General features: G+C 30.8%; 19 protein-coding genes (1 of these 19 cut by a window edge). All 19 read left to right on the top strand.

Annotated elements, in window-relative coordinates; translation table 11 throughout:
- The first annotated feature begins 48 nt into the window (after positions 1-48).
- Positions 49-807, top strand: a complete 759-nt coding sequence (locus tag SJY17_RS09755; protein ID WP_397362369.1) for a Rossmann-like and DUF2520 domain-containing protein — start codon at positions 49-51, stop codon at positions 805-807.
- The gene (locus SJY17_RS09750; RefSeq protein WP_397362368.1) at positions 797-1,327 is read left to right on the top strand and encodes a KdsC family phosphatase; all 531 of its coding nucleotides are present in this window, start codon (positions 797-799) and stop codon (positions 1,325-1,327) included. The genes SJY17_RS09755 and SJY17_RS09750 overlap by 11 nt, the downstream gene beginning before the upstream one ends.
- On the top strand, positions 1,328-1,993 hold the full coding sequence (locus SJY17_RS09745; protein ID WP_397362367.1) for a hypothetical protein: 666 nt from the start codon (positions 1,328-1,330) through the stop codon (positions 1,991-1,993). It begins immediately after the preceding gene.
- Positions 1,994-1,996: 3 nt separating this feature from the next.
- Positions 1,997-2,311, top strand: a complete 315-nt coding sequence (locus SJY17_RS09740) for a hypothetical protein (protein ID WP_397362366.1) — start codon at positions 1,997-1,999, stop codon at positions 2,309-2,311.
- An 18-nt stretch (positions 2,312-2,329) separates the two neighbouring features.
- The gene (locus SJY17_RS09735) at positions 2,330-3,259 is read left to right on the top strand and encodes a geranylgeranylglycerol-phosphate geranylgeranyltransferase (RefSeq protein ID WP_397362365.1); all 930 of its coding nucleotides are present in this window, start codon (positions 2,330-2,332) and stop codon (positions 3,257-3,259) included.
- Between the two features lie 4 nt (positions 3,260-3,263).
- Entirely contained in the window at positions 3,264-3,851 is a 588-nt protein-coding gene (locus SJY17_RS09730) for a Maf family nucleotide pyrophosphatase (protein WP_397362364.1), read from the top strand.
- Positions 3,852-3,985: 134 nt separating this feature from the next.
- Positions 3,986-5,065, top strand: a complete 1,080-nt coding sequence (gene corA / locus SJY17_RS09725; RefSeq protein WP_397362363.1) for a magnesium/cobalt transporter CorA — start codon at positions 3,986-3,988, stop codon at positions 5,063-5,065.
- 35 nt (positions 5,066-5,100) lie between these two features.
- Positions 5,101-5,790, top strand: a complete 690-nt coding sequence (locus SJY17_RS09720) for a hypothetical protein (protein ID WP_397362362.1) — start codon at positions 5,101-5,103, stop codon at positions 5,788-5,790.
- A gap of 115 nt (positions 5,791-5,905) precedes the next feature.
- On the top strand, positions 5,906-8,434 hold the full coding sequence (locus SJY17_RS09715) for a PIG-L family deacetylase (RefSeq protein WP_397362361.1): 2,529 nt from the start codon (positions 5,906-5,908) through the stop codon (positions 8,432-8,434).
- A 110-nt stretch (positions 8,435-8,544) separates the two neighbouring features.
- Positions 8,545-10,101 (top strand): sodium:solute symporter, encoded by a 1,557-nt coding sequence (locus SJY17_RS09710; RefSeq protein ID WP_397362360.1) that lies wholly within the window; start codon positions 8,545-8,547, stop codon positions 10,099-10,101.
- 161 nt (positions 10,102-10,262) lie between these two features.
- Positions 10,263-10,784, top strand: a complete 522-nt coding sequence (locus SJY17_RS09705) for a hypothetical protein (RefSeq protein ID WP_397362359.1) — start codon at positions 10,263-10,265, stop codon at positions 10,782-10,784.
- Positions 10,785-10,874: 90 nt separating this feature from the next.
- Complete coding sequence (locus SJY17_RS09700) at positions 10,875-11,525, top strand: hypothetical protein (RefSeq protein WP_397362268.1); 651 nt, start codon at positions 10,875-10,877, stop codon at positions 11,523-11,525.
- Positions 11,526-11,739: 214 nt separating this feature from the next.
- Positions 11,740-12,417, top strand: coding sequence for a tRNA (guanosine(37)-N1)-methyltransferase TrmD (gene trmD, locus SJY17_RS09695; RefSeq protein ID WP_397362358.1), 678 nt, complete (start codon positions 11,740-11,742; stop codon positions 12,415-12,417).
- Positions 12,418-12,633: 216 nt separating this feature from the next.
- Complete coding sequence (gene rplS / locus SJY17_RS09690) at positions 12,634-12,987, top strand: 50S ribosomal protein L19 (RefSeq protein WP_397362357.1); 354 nt, start codon at positions 12,634-12,636, stop codon at positions 12,985-12,987.
- 749 nt (positions 12,988-13,736) lie between these two features.
- Positions 13,737-14,309 carry a pentapeptide repeat-containing protein gene (locus SJY17_RS09685; protein ID WP_397362356.1) on the top strand — a complete coding sequence of 191 codons (573 nt, stop codon included), beginning with the start codon at positions 13,737-13,739 and terminating at the stop codon, positions 14,307-14,309.
- Between the two features lie 155 nt (positions 14,310-14,464).
- Positions 14,465-16,690: an NADP-dependent isocitrate dehydrogenase gene (locus SJY17_RS09680; RefSeq protein WP_397362355.1), complete on the top strand. Its 2,226-nt coding sequence runs from the start codon at positions 14,465-14,467 to the stop codon at positions 16,688-16,690.
- A 78-nt stretch (positions 16,691-16,768) separates the two neighbouring features.
- A complete protein-coding gene (locus tag SJY17_RS09675; RefSeq protein WP_397362354.1) occupies positions 16,769-19,144 on the top strand; it encodes a carboxypeptidase-like regulatory domain-containing protein in 2,376 nt (791 codons plus the stop codon).
- Between the two features lie 3 nt (positions 19,145-19,147).
- Positions 19,148-19,960, top strand: a complete 813-nt coding sequence (locus SJY17_RS09670) for a DUF4249 family protein (protein ID WP_397362353.1) — start codon at positions 19,148-19,150, stop codon at positions 19,958-19,960.
- A gap of 107 nt (positions 19,961-20,067) precedes the next feature.
- A protein-coding gene (murQ, locus tag SJY17_RS09665) for an N-acetylmuramic acid 6-phosphate etherase (protein ID WP_397362352.1) crosses the window boundary here: on the top strand, positions 20,068-20,499 show its 5' portion. Its footprint extends 387 nt past the window's final position; only the first 432 of its 819 coding nucleotides appear in the window; its start codon is at positions 20,068-20,070; its stop codon lies beyond the right edge, outside the window.

Below are 20,499 nucleotides of genomic sequence, written 5' to 3'. Positions count from 1 at the left end.
ATAAAACTTTGTGCTTTTAAATCTGTATTTTCTTAGTATTTTAGCGGTATGATTAAAATAGTTTTGCTTGGCGCAGGAAATGTTGCCACACATTTATACAACGCTTTTAAAAATGCTTCTAATGTTGAAGTTGTCCAGTGGTACAATAGAAACAAAAAAACTATCGAACGTTATAAAAACGAAGTAAATATTACAGATACTGTAAGTGATTTAGTGGAAGCTGACGTTTACATAGTTGCTATTAGCGATGATGCAATACAAGAGCTATGCACAACACTTCCTTTTGAAAAAAGATTAGTAGTGCATACTTCTGGAAGTGCAAGTTTGTATGATATAGACATGAAACATTTTAGAGGTGTTTTTTATCCTTTACAAACGTTTAGTAAAGACGTAGATTTAGATTTTACAACTGTACCAATTTGTATTGAAACTTTAAGAAAACAAGATTTTAAACTGTTAGAGATTTTAGGTCAAAGTTTAGGCTGTAAAACCTTCAAAGTAAATCCAAAACAGAGACCAGCTTTACATCTAGCTGCAGTTTTTGTTAATAATTTCACAAATCAGATATATAGAATTGCACATGAAATTACAGAAAAACAAGGTGCCGAATTTGATATATTAAAACCATTAATTACTGAAACTGCAAGAAAAGTGCAAGAAGTGTCTCCATATTTAGCACAAACTGAACCAGCAAAACGAAACGATAAAAAAACAATAAAAAGACATTTGAAGTTATTAGATAACGAAGAACATAAAGACATCTACAAACTATTAACCTCATCAATAAAAAACACACATGGACGATAAGAGCTATAAGGAATACCTACACCAAATTACTACATTAATATTTGATGTAGATGGTGTATTAACTAACGGAATGCTTACCATAACTGCTTCTGGCGAAATGATAAGACATATGAATGTAAAGGATGGTTACGCTATGAAACAAGCGCTTAACCATGGATTTAATGTTTGTATTATTTCTGGTGGAACTAATGAAGGGGTTCGTACAAGATTAAACCATTTAGGTATTAAAGATGTGTTTTTAGGTGCGCATCAAAAAATAGTGCAGTTTGAAACGTATTTAAATGACAACCAAATTAAAGCTGAAAACGTATTATATATGGGAGACGATATTCCTGATATACCTGTTTTAAAATTAGTTGGTTTATCTAGTTGCCCACAAGATGCTGTACCAGAAGTTAAGCGTGTCTCAAAATATATATCGCATAAATTAGGTGGCGAAGGTTGTGTACGCGACGTTATAGAACAAGTCATGAAAGTCCAAAACAAATGGGATAGCGATTTTGATGCACAAACGTTTTAAATGAAAAACATCCTTTTAACAGTAGTAATTACACTCCTATTTTCTTGTAAAAAGGAGGATACTCCAAACTGGAAAGACCACTGGGAGAATGTTACGATTAAAAAAGAACTACTTAACAACCCGAAAATTCATCCTAGAATAAAAGAGAGCTTAATTGATACATCAATTATTGTAATAACGACTTATTTAAAAGAGGATATTGAAAAATATAATACATTAAAATCTTTAGGAGATATTAATAATGATGGTATAAATGATTCTATTTTAGTGATCCCAGAATTATACATTGGCAAAACTGGAGATGTTGAAGAAGCAGCCTCAATACTATTTACGGATAAGACTATTCCAAGAGTTAGTGTTGATGTAGGTTGTTTAGGTACTGATTTTTTCTTTCCTGTTGCTGATATTGATGAAGATGGAATTATGGAGTTAGGACAATATTACACCTCTTGCGCTAGTCGTTTTAAAAGTTTAATTTTAATAGCCTTACAAGACAACAAATGGACACCACAAGGTCAAGTTACTTTTGATATTTGGTTTGATGACCCAATAAAAGAGGAGCGTATCATGAAAACGGGATTAAACTCTTTTAAAATGAGAGAAATAACTACTGAAAGTCCCGACAGTATAATTGATATTTGGTTACCATTTACAATGAAAAAATAATTTTTGAAACGCAATAAAAGAAGACATAACACAGGTTTTGGTTACATTGGCTCAAGCAATAACCCTTCGATATTTAATCAAAAACCAAAGGATGCGTTTTCTAAAATAAAAAATCAATTAAATACAGAAAGTCAAAAACAATTTAAAACAGATTATAAAACCAAAACACTTTCTGCTTTAGAAAAACAAGAAATAAAAAATAAAATCAGAAAACACGCTAAACAAAAAAATAGTCTTGTTATTATTTCGACTTTAGTCTTATTAATATTGATAATACTCCTTTCAATCAAAATGATGGAAGGTGTTTTATTTAAATAAAAAAACAATATAAAAACTTTGAAACTACTACAACTTATCCGTTTTAAAAATCTGCTACTAATTGCATTAGTGCAAGTATTAATAAAATACACACTGTTTCCTTCTCTAAGCATGCTTATAGACGCTAATCAGCTATTTGTGTCAACAACGTTAACTCATTTTCAGTTTCTATTATTAGTGCTTTCTACAGTATGCATTGCAGCTGGTGGTTACATTATTAACGATATTTTTGATGTTGAAGCAGATGCTATCAATAAACCTAATAAACAAATTATAGGCAAATACCTTACGGAAGAAAAAGGCTACACCTACTATATGACTTTTACAGTTATTGGTGTGGTTTTAGGTTTTTACTTATCACATATAGTAGATAGAAGTAGCTTTTTTGCCATTTTTGTCATTATAGCTGCACTACTCTATATTTATGCTTCTTTTTTGCAACAAATTTTATTGGTCGGTAATATTGTAATAAGTCTACTTGTTGGATTAAGCTTGATGATTGTTGGAATATTCGAGCTACTTCCAGCCATAACACCTCAAAATCAATTTTTACAATCCTCTATGTTTGAGGTACTATTTGACTACGCAATATTTGCTTTTTTAATTTCATTGATAAGAGAGATTGTAAAAGACATCCAAGATGTAGATGGAGATTACAAAGTACAATTAAAAACACTACCAATAGTTTTAGGTAAAGACAGAGCTGCTAAAATAGCATTTGGATTAACTGTAGTTTCTATCTTAGTTTTAGTATACTATTTAGCTACCTATTTATATATGCGTAAAGTAGTAGTACTCTATTTTATAATTACAGTAATTGCGCCATTAATATATATTACAATTAAATTGTTTACTGCAGAACACAAAAAAGACTTTAAAATCATTAGTAATTTACTTAAAATAGTTATGCTATTAGGTATGCTATCTATGGTTGTATATTTATTTTAGACCTATGCTTAAAGAAAAATTAAAAGACTATCACTTAATATTAGCGTCTGGATCTCCAAGACGTCAACAATTTTTTAAAGATCTAGAATTAGATTTCGAAATCCGTTTAAAAGAAGTCGACGAAGTCTATCCACCAGAGTTAAAACACGCAGAAATAAGTGATTATTTAGCGCAATTAAAAGCAAAACCTTTTCTTGAAGAATTAGAAGCTAACGATATACTTGTAACAAGCGACACCATAGTTTGGCATAATAATACAGCATTAGGAAAACCAAAAACTAAAGACGAAGCATTTACTATGCTAAAATCTATGAGCAATACAACACATGATGTAATAACCTCTGTATGTTTTAGTACAACTACCACAAAGCAAACCGTTAACGAAGTGACAAAAGTAACCTTTAAAGCCTTTACAGATGCAGAGATTTGGCATTACGTTAATACATACAATCCAATGGACAAAGCAGGAGCTTATGGCATCCAAGAATGGATTGGACAAATTGGTGTCACTAATCTTGAAGGTTCATTTTTTAATGTGGTTGGTATGCCAACACATTTGGTATATCAAACGTTAGAAGCTATTGTTAACTAGTATAAATTTTATGTTATATAATAAAACAGTGTTTTAATAAAACTCTTTTTTTATCTATTAAAGTATTTTAAAAACTGTAATTTTAATAACAAAAGTTTTTGTTTTTTAAACTAAAAATAAAGAATGTAAATTTTATGCCTAAAAACGCTAAAAAAAAACGCACCCAGAATTATAAAAAACAAATAGGTCAAGTACCTGGTGCATTAATATATACTGGAGCAAAAGAAGGTAACAAATTACACCTTCATGTTTTTGATTATAATAATGAAGACTATAAAGAAGGAGATTTAGACTCGGTTGAAGAAGCTTTTCGTTTTAAAGATTCAGAGACTGTAACCTGGTTTAACTTAAACGGACTTAATTTTGTTAATGAAATTGAGACCATTGGTAACCATTATAAATTACATCCATTAATTTTAGAAGACATTGTCAACACATCGCAACGTCCAAAAATAGACACTTACCAAGATTACATTTTTATAGTCCTAAAAATGATGTATTATGATGATTCTGAAAAAATCATATCAGAACAGGTCAGTCTAGTTTTAGGAAAAAACTACGTTTTAACCTTTCAAGAAGCCGAAGGAGATGTTTTTAATAGTGTTAGACAACGTATTAAAACTAAAAAAGGACGCATAAGGTCAGAAGGAGCAGATTACCTACTATATGCTTTAATAGATGCTATTGTTGATCATTATTATGCTATAATCGAAACTATGGGTAATAAGATTGAGGACCTTGAAGACGATTTGTTTACTGGCTTAACTCAAGAAGAGATAGCACAACAAATTCAAAATCTTAAACGTGAAGTTTTAAAAATAAGACGTGCTATTTTTCCGCTTCGCGAAATAATTAATCGATTAGAAAAAAACGAAAACGGATTAATTAAAGAAAAGACCACTCACTTTTTTAGAGACGTTTATGACCATGTCATTCAGGTCACAGAAACTTTAGATATTTATAGAGAAATGATTTGGAGTTTAATGGATATGTACATGACAACCATTAGTAATAAAATGAACGAAGTAATGAAGGTACTAACCATTATTGCAACCATATTCATACCATTAACCTTTATTGCTGGAATTTATGGGATGAATTTTGCAAACATGCCAGAGTTACAATACAAATATGGTTACTACATAGTTTGGATAGTAATGATTGTTGTATTAGTTGGAATGCTAGTTTATTTTAAGCGGAAAAAATGGTTGTAAATTAATTGGCTTTATTTTTGTTGTTTTACTTCCATATGAAAAATACTTTTTACATAATTTGTATTCTATTTTTAATGTTAAGTTGTAAAACTGAAACCAAGGAAGACGTTTACACGCTTTGTGACAATCAAATGTATCTGTTAGCACCAAATAAAGACTTGCCAACGTTTGATTTTGATTTGAATATTAACCCAAAAGAACATATTCAGGTATTAAAGGACTCATTCAAATTAGATGATTTATGCGATTTACCCATTATATTTAATAATCATTTTAACAATCGTAAAATTGAAGTACAATCTATAGCAATGTGCAGAATGTATAGTTGTTCAAGAAGCACGACTACAATAGAATTAAATGCAGATAATCAAATGCTTTTTGAATTAGAATTAAAGAATGCTGATAGTATTGCTATAATAATCGAAAAGAGATTTCCTTTTCAATTTAACAAATCAAACATTATACAGATTAGTAGTTCTTTCGGATTAAGTAAACCAATAATCAACAACGTAATTTATAATATTTCTGAAGGTTATTTAAATGCTTTAGAACATATTTCTAAAGAAAAAAACGCCAAATCCATTTGCGATTTAAGTCAACAAGAAATAATAAAACTAAAAGAAGATTATCCAATTGTTATTGAATTAGGAAATATTATTAATGAAATACTATACGAAAAAAGAATACAAGAAATGATAAATTCTACTTACTTTGAAGAAGAATAGCAAAACCTTAATACAAACCTTGAAAGTTAAAGAATCTTAAATTCCACTAATTAAAAACACGATTGTTTATATTTGATTCTATTCCTAAACAACAGGAACAAATCAAAAGTAAACAATGACAAAAAAGCTAGCCACTCTCCTATTAACATTAGTGTTTTCTGCTCAAATTCAAGCACAACAACCAGAAAAACTCAATGCGTCAGAAATACATGAAGCAGTTAAAAAACTAAATTTTTTAGGTTCGGTTTTATATTTAGCAGCACATCCAGACGATGAGAATACACGATTAATATCTTACATGTCTAATCATGTAAAAGCGCGCACTGCATATTTATCTTTAACACGTGGTGATGGTGGACAAAACCTAATTGGACCAGAATTAAGGGAATTACTAGGTGTCATACGCACACAAGAGTTATTAGCAGCAAGACGTACAGATGGTGGAGAGCAACGCTTTACTAGAGCAAACGATTTTGGCTACTCAAAACATCCAGACGAGACTTTAGCAATATGGAATAAAGATGAAGTACTAAGCGATGTGGTTTTAGCAATAAGACAATTTAAGCCAGATATTATTATTAACCGTTTTAACCATCGTACTCCAGGAACAACACATGGTCATCATACAAGTTCTGCAATGTTAAGTGTAGAAGCTTTTGACTTGGCTAACGATAAAAATGCGTTTCCTGAACAAGTAAAACAATACGGAACATGGCAACCAAAACGCGAGTTTTTTAACACCTCTTGGTGGTTTTATGGTAGTAAAGAAAAATTTGAAGAGGCAGACAAAACCAACTTATTAAGTTTTGACGTTGGTGTCTACTATCCAGCGTTAGGCTTATCTAATAACGAGGTTGCATCACTAGCAAGTAGTAAGCATTTATGTCAAGGTTTTGGTAGATTAACAACCAGAGGAAGCCAAACCGAATGGGTAGAATTAATAAAAGGAGATTTACCTAAAGACAAATCCAATCTTTTTGATGGTATAAATACCACTTGGACACGTGTTGAAAATGGCGAAAAAATTGGACTTATTTTAAAAAGTATAGAAAACCATTTTAACTTTCAGAATCCTTCCATTCATTTAAAAGATTTATTAAAAGCAAAAGCATTAATACAATCTTTAGATGATTTACAATGGAAAGATCAAAAAACACTAGAAATTAATAGAATAATTGAAGCATGTGCAGGATTATATCTTGAAGCTTCAGCAAGCACACCAACAAGTAGTGCTGGGCAAACTATAGACGTTAATATTGAGGTTTTAAACCGAAGTAATGCAACTATACATTTAGAATCTTATAAAATTTCATCTAAAAACAGTGTAATTTCAAAAGCTATTAATTTAGAAAATAACACCAAAGAAACGTTTAAAGAAACAATCACAATTCCTAGCAATCTAAGTCCAACCTCTCCATATTGGTTAAACCAAAAAGGAAGTTTAGGCATGTATAAAGTGGCAGATAAAAGCTTAATAGGCAAGCCTGAATCACCTCGAGCAATCACAGTAGATTTCAATTTAAAAATTGAAGGACAACCTATTACTATTACTAAAAACTTAATTTACCGTTACTCAAAACCAGATAAAGGCGAATTATATAGACCTTTTGAAATCATTCCAAAAGCCTCAGTAAAAATAGACCAAAAGGTAATTATTTTTGAAAACGACCAACAAAAAGACATTCCTGTAATTGTTAAAGCTGGACAAGATAATTTAGAAGGTTATGTAAAAATAGCACATCCAAAAGGATGGTCGGTTTTTCCAGAAAAACAAAAAATAGTAATAGACAATAAAGGACAAGAACAAACCTTGGTATTTACTGTCATTCCTCCAAAAAATCAAAGCGAAGGATTAATGATACCTAAAGTGTATATTGGCAACCAAACGTATAGTAAAGAGTTAGTAGAAATCGATTACGATCATATACCTTTCCAAACTGTATTATTACCTAGTCAAAGTAAAGTAGTACGTTTAGATATACAAAAAAGAGGTGATAATATTGCTTATATTGAAGGTGCAGGAGATGCTGTTCCAGAAAGCCTACAACAAATAGGTTATAATGTAATAATTTTAAAACCTGAGGAAATCACTACAGAAAGACTAAGTGCTTTTGATGCTGTAGTAGTCGGAATTAGAGCGTATAACATTGTCGAAGACTTAAAATTTAAACAAGATATTTTATTCAATTTTGTTGAAAATGGAGGAAATATGATTGTGCAATACAACACCAATCGTCGTGTAAAAGTAGATAATATTACACCTTATAATTTAAAATTATCCAGAGACAGAGTCACTGATGAGACTGCAGAAGTTACTCTATTAGCACCAAACCACGAGTTATTAAATTTTCCAAACAAAATAACAACTAAAGATTTTGAAGGTTGGACGCAAGAACGTGGTTTGTATTTTCCTAATGAATGGTCGTCAGAGTTTACACCTATCCTATCCATGAACGACAAAGACGAAACTGCAAAAACGGGAAGCCTATTAGTTGCAAAACACGGAAAAGGACATTATATATATACAGGACTAAGCTTTTTTAGAGAATTTCCAGCAGGCGTTTCTGGAGCTTACAGACTATTTGCTAATATGCTAAGTATTGGAAAGTCTGATATTAAAAAGGATAATGGATTAAAAAACTAAAACATGCAAGACCAACCAAAATATCAATGGAAACCATTATACACAGTATTACTAGTAGCTAATGCTATTTATATTATTGCGTTTTACATCATCACTAAACTGTTTTAATTATGCAAACATTAGATTGGATTGTCTTAATTGGGACACTATTAACCATTGTCATTTATGGAACATACCAAACCAGAGGAAGCAAAAACGTAAAAGACTTTTTAAAAGGTGGTAGTAATAGTAAATGGTGGACTATTGGGTTGTCTGTTATGGCAACGCAAGCAAGTGCAATTACCTTTTTAAGTACACCAGGACAAGCCTTTCATTCTGGAATGGGCTTTGTTCAGTTTTATTTTGGATTACCTATTGCAATGATTGTTATTTGCATGGTATTTATACCATTATATCACAGACTTAAAGTCTATACAGCTTACGAGTTTTTAGAAAACCGTTTTGACCGCAAAACAAGATCCTTAACAGCTATTCTATTTTTAATACAACGTGGACTAGCTGCAGGAATAACCATCTTTGCTCCTGCAATAATCTTATCTGCAGTTTTAGGTTGGGACTTACTACTACTAAATATTATTATTGGTGTTTTAGTAATTATTTACACAGTATCTGGTGGTACAAAAGCAGTAAATGTGACACAGAAGCATCAAATGGTGGTCATTTTTACAGGAATGGTCATTGCTTTTATTTTAATATTAAATCAACTACCAGACGACATTACGTTTAAAAAAGCACTAGACATTGCTGGAGCAAGTGGTAAAATGGAAGTGATCGATTTTTCTTTTGATTTAAATAACAGATATACAGTTTGGTCTGGATTAATTGGTGGTACATTTTTAATGCTCTCCTATTTTGGTACAGATCAAAGCCAAGTACAACGCTATTTATCTGGTAAATCTGTTAAAGAAATGCGTTTAGGTCTGATTTTTAATGGCTTATTAAAAATTCCGATGCAATTTTTTATTCTATTGGTTGGTATTATGGTGTTTGTATTTTATCAGTTTAATGAAGCACCACTTAATTTTAATCCAACAGCAACAGACATTGTATTAAATTCTAAATATGCAGACGACTATAAATCACTTCAACTAAAACAACAAAATGTTTTTGAGCTTAAAAAAGCAACTATTACAGAGTTTGTAAATGCTGACAGAAAAGTAAACCAAGACTTAATAGCTAGTTATAATGCGCAAAGTGACACGATAAGAGCACATGCAAAAAACTTAATTAAAAAAGCTGGCGAAGAAGCAAAAGGTGTAAAAGTAGAAAGCAATGACAAGGACTATGTATTTATTCATTTTATACTTAATAACTTACCAAAAGGCTTAATTGGTTTATTATTAGCAGTTATTTTAAGTGCAGCTATGTCAAGTACAGCATCAGAGCTTAATGCGTTAGCAAGCACAACAACTATAGATTTATACAAACACAGAGTTGGTCCAAAAACAGACAAAGAGATGGTAAAAGCCTCTAGAGGGTTTACATTACTTTGGGGAATTATAGCAATTGGTGTCGCCTGCGTTGCTAATCTAGCTGAAAACTTAATACAATTAGTAAACATTATAGGTTCTATTTTTTATGGTAATGTATTGGGTATTTTCTTGTTAGCATTTTTCTTTAAATACATTAAAGCAAATGCAGTATTTGTAGCTGCTTTAATTACTTAGGTTTTAGTCATTGGATTATATCTTTTAGATGAATTTGATATTATTAACCTTCCATTTTTATGGTTAAACTTTGTAGGTTGTGCAATTGTAATGGTTATTGCTTTTGTATTACAATCTATGATGAAAAATGAAGATTTAAAATCTATATAAAACTAACATTAATGCATAACCCTAACATACTAAAAGGCTCTGATGTAAAGATTACCAATTTAGATGATGCCTATAAAGTATCCATTCCAGGTTATAGGTTAAAGCTTAATACTAGCACCTTTTTAAGGATCTTACTATTTGGGTTTTCAATTTTTGTTATTAGCTTTTTATTATATCGTCAACCAGAAAACGCATCTCCAATTGTATTAAGTACTATTTTAGTTTTAGTTATATTTTTTGCTGTCTTTTTGCACACAAAAACAACAATAGTATTTTCCAAAAATGGTATTAAAGTAAGACATGGCTTTTTACCTTTCGTTAGAAAACGAAAAACACAACACCTAACAAAAATCTATATTGACGATAGTGTAAATGTAGGAAGTGACTCTACAGGAGGCAATTTTATTTATTTAGTATTATCGTTCTCCAAAGGGTGGAAAATAAAAATTATTGTAGATCATTTATCAAGACAAGAAACCGAGTTTGTAACAAGTAGATTAAGCTACTTTAGGTATAAGTTTTTAAAAAAATAAGACTTGACTTTGTCAGAAAAAACAACTAACTTCGTTTAACATTCGATAAAGAGAATTGAAAACTCTCCTTATCTATACGTTACCACACATATGAAAAAAACGCTGAAATCAATATTCGTCTTTTCGATTTTGACCTTGTTTTTCTGGAATTGTAAAGAAGAAAAAGTCATAAGTGAAACGGAATTTGAACAAAACGTTTTCTACGAAGTATTTCCTGCTATTTTAGATTCAATCTACTACGAGAAAAGACTAGCCCCACCACCACCGCCACCGCCCGAATTTTTCCAAAAAGAAGAATATAAAAACGATATTGACAAAGGAATTCAGGACTATAAACAAACTGACAAGTATAAAAACGATATTAAAAAATGGGAAAGAAAAAAAGACTTTCTGGAAAGAGATAATGCTTTAATATATTTAGTGATTTCTGATTCTATTGGTGGATTTGAAAAATATAAAATTGACCTTAATAGACTGAAATCAAACAATGAAAAGATTAAATTCAAATATCGCTCGGAATTCCCAAATGGACGTGAATTTTGGCGAACTGAATATGACTTTTTTATTGCAGCAAGCATTCACTTTGGTGGAATAATATTTGACAAAACTAAAAATACTGGCGTGCTGAATGGAGGTTATACTATGGGAATTTTAAACGGAAGTGGCTTTAGAATTTTTATCAAGAAAAATGACAGCGGAAAATGGATAATAGATAAAATTGAGGGAACTTGGATTTCGTAAATAAAATACGTGTGGTAACAACGTATAAAATTAATTGCTTGGTACGAGCCTACTAACGAAAATCCTCGCGGATTTTCTATTCGGTTTGTATTTGCTAAATTCGTTGCTAAACCACGCAACTAATCTTATACAAAACCGTTAAACGAACCATCCCAAAAAATCAATTCAACCATCCAAACATTTCATTTATCTTTGCAAACTATAAAGCAAGTAAATGAGAATTGATATTATAACCGTTTTACCAGAATTAATTAAAAGTCCGTTTGAAGCCTCTATTTTAAAACGTGCTATTGAGGCTAAATTGGTCGAAGTACATTTTCATAATTTAAGAGACTATACCACAGACAACTACAAGTCTATTGACGACACACAGTTTGGTGGTGGAGCTGGAATGGTAATGTCTATAGAGCCAATAGACAAATGTATTACCAAACTTAAGTCAGAGCGTAACTATGACGAGGTAATATATATGACACCAGATGGAGAGACCTTAAACCAAGGAATTGCCAACCATTTATCCTTAAAAGAAAACATTATTATCCTTTGTGGACATTATAAAGGTGTAGATGAGCGTGTACGCGAGTTACTTATCACTAAAGAAATATCTATTGGAGACTATGTATTATCTGGTGGAGAACTTGGTGCAGCTGTACTTTGCGATGCTATTATTAGAATAATTCCAGGTGTTTTAGGTAACGAAACCTCTGCACTAACAGATAGTTTTCAGGACAATTTATTAGCTCCTCCAATTTACACAAAACCCAGAAACTATAAAGGATTAGAAGTACCAGAAGTATTATTATCTGGTCATAAAGCAAACATTGAAAAATGGCGAGAAGACCAAGCCTATCAACGTACAAAAGACAGACGTCCAGATTTATTGGAAGACTAATTAGCACGTCAGTTAGAGTGTTTTGTTAAGCATGAACAAAATGTATTGAGAACATTTTTTAATATAAGTCATTTTTAGACTTCAAAAAACAAGTAAATTTTCAAGATTATAACTTTTTAGTTTCAACTTTTTACCTATATTTGCACCCAATTTCGGATTAACCTCTGGCGAGATACGTGAATGTTGTTCTGAATCAATCATTAAAATTATATAAAGATGGAATCTTTAATAAAATTTGTACAAGACGAATTTGTAACAAAAAAGGACTTCGCAGAATTTTCAGCAGGAGACACAATTACTGTGTACTACGAGATTAGAGAAGGAGAAAAAGTACGTACTCAGTTTTTTAGAGGAGTAGTGATCCAAAGAAGAGGATCAGGATCTTCAGAAACATTTACAATTAGAAAAATGTCTGGAACAATTGGTGTAGAGCGTATCTTCCCAGTTAACTTACCAGCATTACAAAAAATTGAAGTTAATAAAAGAGGTAAAGTTAGAAGAGCAAGAATCTTTTACTTTAGAGGTCTTACTGGTAAAAGAGCCAGAATTAAAGAAGCTAGAAGAAAATAATTTCTTCCCCTTTAAACATAACAAAAAGCCTAACTTAATTAAGTTAGGCTTTTTTGGTTATTAACTTTTGTTAATAACTATGGTTTATAACTAGTTGATATCTAATCGCTTAAAATATTTGCATTTTTAATAAAAAGATATACTTTAGTAAAACAATTAATAACAATAGTAATATTGGTTTCAATTAATAATTGGATTTGATTTAGTTGTATTGTTTTTTGAGGTTTTGAAAATTGCATGTGTAGTCGTGTTAATTTAAAAATCATGAAATTTTAAAAAGTAGTTCATGCTTGCAGGAACTAACTAGTAAAGTTGAAAGTTTTAAGTAAAATAAAGGCGCGAAAGCAAGAGTATTTGAAAAAAACAATGTTTAATGACAGTGGTTATCATGAAAATGAAAACTGAAAGATTAAATCATCAAGAAAAACAATTCTATGTACATTTAGTAACAGGTCAATACATTTTGAAAGTTACACCCAAATGTACTATTGATTTAACAAGGTCTTGTACCAAAAAGATGCTAAACCTAGTTTAGGATTGATTTAGCGAAAGCTAAATAAGTCAAGAATGTGTTAATTCAAAAAAGCCATAACAACAGTAGTTTAGTCTATTATGTTATGGCTTTTGTATTTTAGTAAAACTATTATTTATTAGAATCTATCAAAAACTAGATAGTATTTTTAACAAAATACTAGATGTCTAAATTTTTCTTAAATACCAAAAAACATATCTTTACCTAAATTATAATAATGAGTCTACCCTTTATAGTTGATAAAACTTTTAAAAGCGAAAATTACACAACAACAGAGCTACCAAAAGTAGAATACGATAATTGTACATTCATCAATTGTAATTTTAATAATGCATATTTGTCTTCCGTTACATTTTTAGAATGTACTTTTATAGACTGTGATTTAAGCAATTGCAAAACTAAAGACACAACTTTTAAAGAAGTTAATTTTAAAAACTGTAAATTATTAGGTGTACTATTTAATGACTGCAACCAATTATTATTATCTATTAGTTTTGATAACTGTCAACTTAGTTTTTCATCTTTTTATCAAGTCAAATTAGTCAAAACAGCTTTTAAAGACTCTAATTTTGAAAGCACAGACTTTACAGAAGCTAATCTTACAAACAGTATCTTTAACAATTGCGATTTAAAACGTGCTATTTTTAAAAACACTAATCTAGAAAAAGTAGATTTTACAACTGCAACCCACTACTCTATAAATCCGGAAAACAATAAAATAAGAGGCGCAAAATTTTCAAGAACACAAATTGAAGGCCTATTAGATGCATATAAAATTCATATTTCTTAAAATAGGCTCTGTTTTTTATTAATTCCGTAAAAAAGACTAGTTCTTATTCTAATCCCTAAAATATAGACGTTAAGTAAACGTTTTCGCTTTAAAAAATCTTCTAATTTTTGTATCTTTGCCAAGCTTAAAAACAAACTAACATACACTTTAAATTTATGTCAAATTCACCAAAAATTATATATACAATTACAGACGAAGCTCCTGCTTTAGCAACACGATCGTTTTTACCAATTGTAAAAGCCTTTACAGCATCCTCTGGAATAGAATTAGAAACTAGAGACATATCATTAGCTTCAAGGATATTAGCGGTTTTTCCTGATTATTTAACAGAAGACCAACGCGTGTCTGACGATTTAGCATTTTTAGGAGATTTAGCAAAAACACCTGAAGCAAACATTATAAAATTACCAAATATTAGTGCTTCAATACCGCAATTAAAATCTGCAATAAAAGAATTACAAGCCAAAGGATATGCGTTACCAGATTATCCAGAAGAAGTAACAAACGATAAAGAAAAAGACGCAAAGCTGCGTTATGACAAAATAAAAGGAAGTGCTGTAAACCCAGTATTACGTGAAGGTAACTCTGACAGACGTGCGCCTAAAGCTGTAAAAAACTACGCAAAAAAGAATCCACACTCTATGGGTAAGTGGTCTAAAGACTCTAAATCTCATGTAGCAACAATGACTGCTGGAGACTTTGCTCATAATGAAAAGTCTGTAACTTTAGCAGAAGCAACTTCTGTTAAAATACAACATACAGATACTAGTGGTAACACAACAGTTTTAAAAGATGGTTTAGCACTTTTAAAAGGCGAAATTATTGATGGAACTGTTTTAAGCAAAAAGGCATTATTAGCATTTTTAGAAGAGCAAGTACAAGACGCTAAAGATAAAGGCGTATTGTTTTCTTTACATATGAAAGCAACCATGATGAAAGTATCAGACCCAATTATATTTGGTCATGCTGTACGTGTGTTCTTTAAAGATGTCTTTGCTAAACATAGTGCCACTTTTGAAAAAATTGGAGTAGATGTAAACAATGGATTTGGAAATTTATTAAGTAATTTAAACGAATTATCTGAAGCAGAACGTAATACTATCCTAGCAGATATTGATGCTGCATACCAAGCAAATCCAGCATTAGCGATGGTAGATAGTGATAAAGGTATTACAAATTTACATGTACCAAGTGATGTTATAATTGATGCCTCAATGCCAGCAATGATTAGAAATTCTGGTCAAATGTGGAATACAGATGGTAAATCTCAAGACACAAAAGCAGTAATACCAGATAGTAGTTATGCAGGGATTTATACTGCAACTATAGATTTTTGTAAACAAAATGGTGCTTTTGACCCAACAACAATGGGAACAGTTCCTAATGTTGGTTTAATGGCTCAAAAAGCTGAAGAATACGGATCACACGACAAAACTTTTGAAATAACTGCAGATGGAAAAGTTGAAGTTATTGACGTAGACGGAAATACAATAATTGAACATACTGTTGAGACTGGAGATATCTGGAGAATGTGTCAAGTTAAAGATGCACCAATCCAAGACTGGGTTAAATTAGCAGTTACACGTGCTAGAGCGTCTGAAACTCCTGCTGTATTTTGGTTAGACCAAAACAGAGCACATGATGCAGAACTAATTAAAAAAGTAAACACGTACTTAAAAGATCATAATACTGACGGTTTAGAACTTCATATTTTATCTCCAATTAAAGCAACAGAGTTTACTTTAAAAAGAGTTAAAGCTGGAGATGATACAATATCGGTTTCTGGAAATGTATTACGTGACTATTTAACAGATTTATTTCCAATTTTAGAATTAGGTACATCTGCCAAAATGTTATCTATTGTACCACTAATGAATGGTGGAGGTTTATTTGAAACTGGTGCTGGAGGATCTGCACCAAAACATGTACAACAATTTGTAAAAGAAAATCATTTACGTTGGGATAGCTTAGGAGAGTTTTTAGCATTAGCAGTCTCTTTAGAGCATTTTAGTCAAGTAAACAGCAATCCAAAAGCAAAAGTTTTAGGTGACGCTTTAGATGATGCAACAGAAAAATTATTAGAAAATAAAAAAGGACCTTCAAGAAAAGCTGGAGAGTTAGATAATAGAGGAAGTCATTTTTATTTAGCAATGTATTGGGCAGAAGCGTTAGCAAACCAAAACACTGATGCAAGTTTAAAAGCACAATTTGGACCAGTTGCTTTAGCCTTTAAAGCTGAAGAAAATACTATTGTTAAAGCTTTAAATGATATCCAAGGAAAGGCAGTAGATATAGAAGGTTACTATTCTCCAAACCAAACATTAACAGCTCAAGCAATGCAACCAATTTTATTATTAAATGATCTGTTAAAAAGCATCTAAAAATCATTAATTAAGAATATGTTAAAAGCTCCCAATTAGGGAGCTTTTTTTTTATTTTTACTTAATCAAAATCAAAAAATGAAACAACTATCCAAAGTTTTACTAGCGTTTCTATTATTTAGCTCATCACTAATTATAGCACAAGAAAAATTTACGCTAAGTGGTAAAATTACTGAAGCAAGTAGTAACGAATCTTTAATTAGCGTTAATGTTATTATTCCAGATTTAAACACTGGAGCAGTCACTAATGAGTATGGCTTCTACTCTATCACCTTACCAGAAGGCACTTATAAAGTCGTCATCTCTTATTTAGGGTTTTCTGATATAATCGAAACCATAACTTTGGAAAGTGACATTACTAAAAATTTTAGTTTAGAAGAATCTTTTGAAAACCTTGACGAAGTCATTATTACAGAAAATGTAGAAAAGCTAAACATTAAAAAACCTCAAATGAGTGTTAATGCATTAAGCTCTTCAACTATAAAAGAAATACCTGTAGTACTTGGAGAAGCAGATGTTATTAAAGCAATAACCCTTTTACCAGGAGTAACAAATGCTGGTGAAGGATCCTCTGGATTTAATGTGCGTGGTGGAGCTGTAGACCAGAATTTAATTTTATTAGATGAGGCTACTGTATTTAATTCGTCTCATTTATTTGGTTTCTTTTCGGTTTTTAATCCTGATGCCATTAAGGATTTAAAATTATATAAAGGTGGCATTCCTGCACGTTATGGAGGACGCGTATCTTCAGTTTTAGATATTTATCAAAAAGAAGGAAACAGTAAAGAGTTTCATATGAATGGTGGAATTGGTATTGTTGCTAGTAGATTATTAGCAGAAGGTCCATTAAAAAAGGATAAAGGATCTTTCTTATTTGGTGGTCGTAGTAGTTATGCACATTTATTTTTACCTCTTTTTGATATAGATAACATAGCATATTTCTATGATTTAAACACTAAGCTAAGTTATGATTTAGATGATAATAATAGTATTTACTTATCTGGTTATTTTGGTCGTGATGTATTTAGTATCGCTGATAGTTTTGAAAATACTTATGGAAATTCAGTTGTTAATTTTAGATGGAATCATTTATTTTCAGATAAGCTATTTTCAAATATGTCCTTAATATATTCAGATTACTACTATGGTTTAAAATTAAATTTTGTTGAATTTGATTGGAATTCCGGAATTCAAAACTTCAACTTTAAATATGATTTTAAACATTATGCTTCAGATGGATTTAAATTACAATATGGACTAAATAGTATTTATTATAAATTTAATCCTGGCGAAATTGAACCATCTACTCCAACATCTGGAATTAATTCATTTAAATTAATAGATAAATATGCATTTGAAAATGCTATTTACATTGATGCAGAACACAAAATAAACGAAAAACTATATTTAAGTTATGGATTACGACTAAGTTCTTTTTTACGTTTAGGTCAAGACGAATTAAATATATATGAAAATGATCAAGCAGTACTATTTAATGATGATTTTCAGATTTATGAAAAAGCAACACCAACAGGAACAGAAACTTATGATAGAAGTGATGTTATAACAAGTTTTGCAAACCTAGAGCCTAGGGTCTCTTTAGCTTATCAACTTAACGAAAATACGTCTGTAAAAGCAAGTTACAATCGTATGACACAATACTTGCATTTATTATCAAACACAACATCACCAACACCTTTAGATGTATGGACACCTAGTGGAAAATACACAAAACCACAACTATTAGATCAGGTTGCAGTAGGTTATTTTAAAAGTTTAAATGATGATAAATACTCTTTAGAAGTAGAAAGTTTTTATAAAACCATCCAAAACAGAATAGATTATATAGATGGTGCTGACTTAATTGCAAATAATGCAATTGAGCAAGTCATATTAAATGGAGAAGCAAGAGCTTATGGATTAGAAGTGCTTTTAAGAAAAAACGAAGGACGCTTTAAAGGTTGGTTAGCCTATACACTATCAAAGTCTGAACAAAAAACACCAGGTCGCACTCCTACAGAAATTGGTTTAAATAATGGTAATTGGTATAATACTGCTTATGACAAGACACATGACATTTCATTTACAGGAAGCTATCAGCTAAATAATAAATGGAAATTTAATGCAAATTTTTTATTTCAAACTGGGCAACCAACAACCTATCCTAATGGCCAATACGTATATAATGGTATAAGTATTCCTAGTTATAGTAACAGAAACGCAGATAGATTACCAAGTTATCATCGTTTAGATTTTTCTGCAAATTACACACCAAAACCAGAAAAAACTAAAGGATTGCAAAGTTACTGGGTATTTAGTGTTTATAATGCATACAACCGTCGTAATGCAGCATCAATTAGTTTTGGAGAAAACAGGATGACAGGTAATAATGAAGCAACTAGATTAGCCATTTTTGGAATAATCCCATTGGTTTCATATAATTTTAAATTTTAGAAGATGAAAAAAGCACTGTATATATTAATTATAATGACTCTTTTTAATTGTGAAGATGTCATAGATTTAAAAGTCCCAACTTCTGACCCAAAACTAGTTATTGAAGCCTCATTAAATTGGTTTGATGGTACAGATGGAAGTCAACAAAAAATAAAACTCTCTTTAACTGCTCCATTCTTTGATTCTGAAGTTCCACCTGCAAATAATGCAATAGTAATTGTAGAAGACACAAACGGAAATAGTTTTAATTTTACAGAAGAAGGAAATACAGGAGTATACATAACCTCAAATTTTATTCCTGTACTAAATCAAGAATATACACTTACAATTATTTATGAAGACGATACTTATGTTGGTTCAGAAATACTAACATCAGTAACTCCAATAGATTATATAGAGCAAAATAACGAAGGTGGTTTTTCAGGAGAAGATATAGAGTTAAAAGCCTATTACACAGATCCAGAAAATATTGAAAACTATTATTTTTATGAGTTTTTTAGTAACATTCCAGAAATACCAGTTTTAGAAGTATATGATGATCAGTTTACAGATGGTAATCAGATTTTTGCTTTCTACTCAGAAGAAGACCTTGAATCATCAGATGAAGTAACAATAAACAACTATGGTATTTCAGATCAATTTTACCAATATATGACAATATTATTAGCTCAATCTTCAGAAGATGGAGGTGGTCCTTTTCAGACACAACCAGCAACAGTTAGAGGTAATTGCATAAATTTAACCAATCCCGATAATTATCCTTTAGGCTATTTTAGAGTTTCACAAGCTTATCAATTTACTTATATTGTAGAATAAATAATTTGGGCATTACCACAAGGGTCGCGCTTTCACTACTCGCTCTCTGCGAGGAGCTCAAACAAACCGCTCAATCGCTAACGCAAAAACAGTGCAAACATTAAAATATGGAATTTATAAAAACTACAGAATCTGACTCAAATTATAATAATTTAGAAAAAATGTCAGTTTCAGAATTGCTTCAAAATATAAATAATGAAGACAAAACAGTTCCACATGCAGTAGAGAAAGCAATACCACAAATAAAAAGCTTAGTAGATCAAATAGTTTTAAAATTAAAAAAAGGAGGAAGATTGTTTTATATAGGAGCAGGAACCAGTGGAAGGTTGGGTATAGTAGATGCATCAGAATGTCCACCAACGTTTGGAGTATCCTTTGACTTAGTACTTGGTTTAATAGCAGGTGGAGATATCGCTATTAGAAAAGCAGTAGAATTTGCTGAAGACTCAACAACACAAGGCTGGAAAGATTTATCAGAACATGAAATTTCAAATAAAGACGTAGTGATAGGTATTGCAGCATCTGGTACAACACCATAT

It is taken from the genome of Olleya sp. R77988 (assembly GCF_044594215.1).
Taxonomy (GTDB): Bacteria; Bacteroidota; Bacteroidia; order Flavobacteriales; family Flavobacteriaceae; genus Olleya.
Note: the sequence above shows the minus strand (reverse complement) of the source record. Positions and strands in the feature narration are given on the sequence as shown.

Excerpts from the sequence above, each read along its gene's own strand:
- trmD (WP_397362358.1), top strand. The coding sequence starts at position 11,740 with ATGAGAATTGATATTATAACCGTTTTACCAGAATTAATTAAAAGTCCG.
- SJY17_RS09685 (WP_397362356.1), top strand. The coding sequence starts at position 13,737 with ATGAGTCTACCCTTTATAGTTGATAAAACTTTTAAAAGCGAAAATTAC.
- SJY17_RS09755 (WP_397362369.1), top strand. The coding sequence starts at position 49 with ATGATTAAAATAGTTTTGCTTGGCGCAGGAAATGTTGCCACACATTTA.
- SJY17_RS09750 (WP_397362368.1), top strand. The coding sequence starts at position 797 with ATGGACGATAAGAGCTATAAGGAATACCTACACCAAATTACTACATTA.
- SJY17_RS09745 (WP_397362367.1), top strand. The coding sequence starts at position 1,328 with ATGAAAAACATCCTTTTAACAGTAGTAATTACACTCCTATTTTCTTGT.
- SJY17_RS09700 (WP_397362268.1), top strand. The coding sequence starts at position 10,875 with ATGAAAAAAACGCTGAAATCAATATTCGTCTTTTCGATTTTGACCTTG.
- SJY17_RS09730 (WP_397362364.1), top strand. The coding sequence starts at position 3,264 with ATGCTTAAAGAAAAATTAAAAGACTATCACTTAATATTAGCGTCTGGA.
- SJY17_RS09675 (WP_397362354.1), top strand. The coding sequence starts at position 16,769 with ATGAAACAACTATCCAAAGTTTTACTAGCGTTTCTATTATTTAGCTCA.
- SJY17_RS09705 (WP_397362359.1), top strand. The coding sequence starts at position 10,263 with ATGCATAACCCTAACATACTAAAAGGCTCTGATGTAAAGATTACCAAT.
- SJY17_RS09715 (WP_397362361.1), top strand. The coding sequence starts at position 5,906 with ATGACAAAAAAGCTAGCCACTCTCCTATTAACATTAGTGTTTTCTGCT.
- SJY17_RS09710 (WP_397362360.1), top strand. The coding sequence starts at position 8,545 with ATGCAAACATTAGATTGGATTGTCTTAATTGGGACACTATTAACCATT.
- rplS (WP_397362357.1), top strand. The coding sequence starts at position 12,634 with ATGGAATCTTTAATAAAATTTGTACAAGACGAATTTGTAACAAAAAAG.
- corA (WP_397362363.1), top strand. The coding sequence starts at position 3,986 with ATGCCTAAAAACGCTAAAAAAAAACGCACCCAGAATTATAAAAAACAA.
- SJY17_RS09720 (WP_397362362.1), top strand. The coding sequence starts at position 5,101 with ATGAAAAATACTTTTTACATAATTTGTATTCTATTTTTAATGTTAAGT.
- SJY17_RS09670 (WP_397362353.1), top strand. The coding sequence starts at position 19,148 with ATGAAAAAAGCACTGTATATATTAATTATAATGACTCTTTTTAATTGT.
- SJY17_RS09680 (WP_397362355.1), top strand. The coding sequence starts at position 14,465 with ATGTCAAATTCACCAAAAATTATATATACAATTACAGACGAAGCTCCT.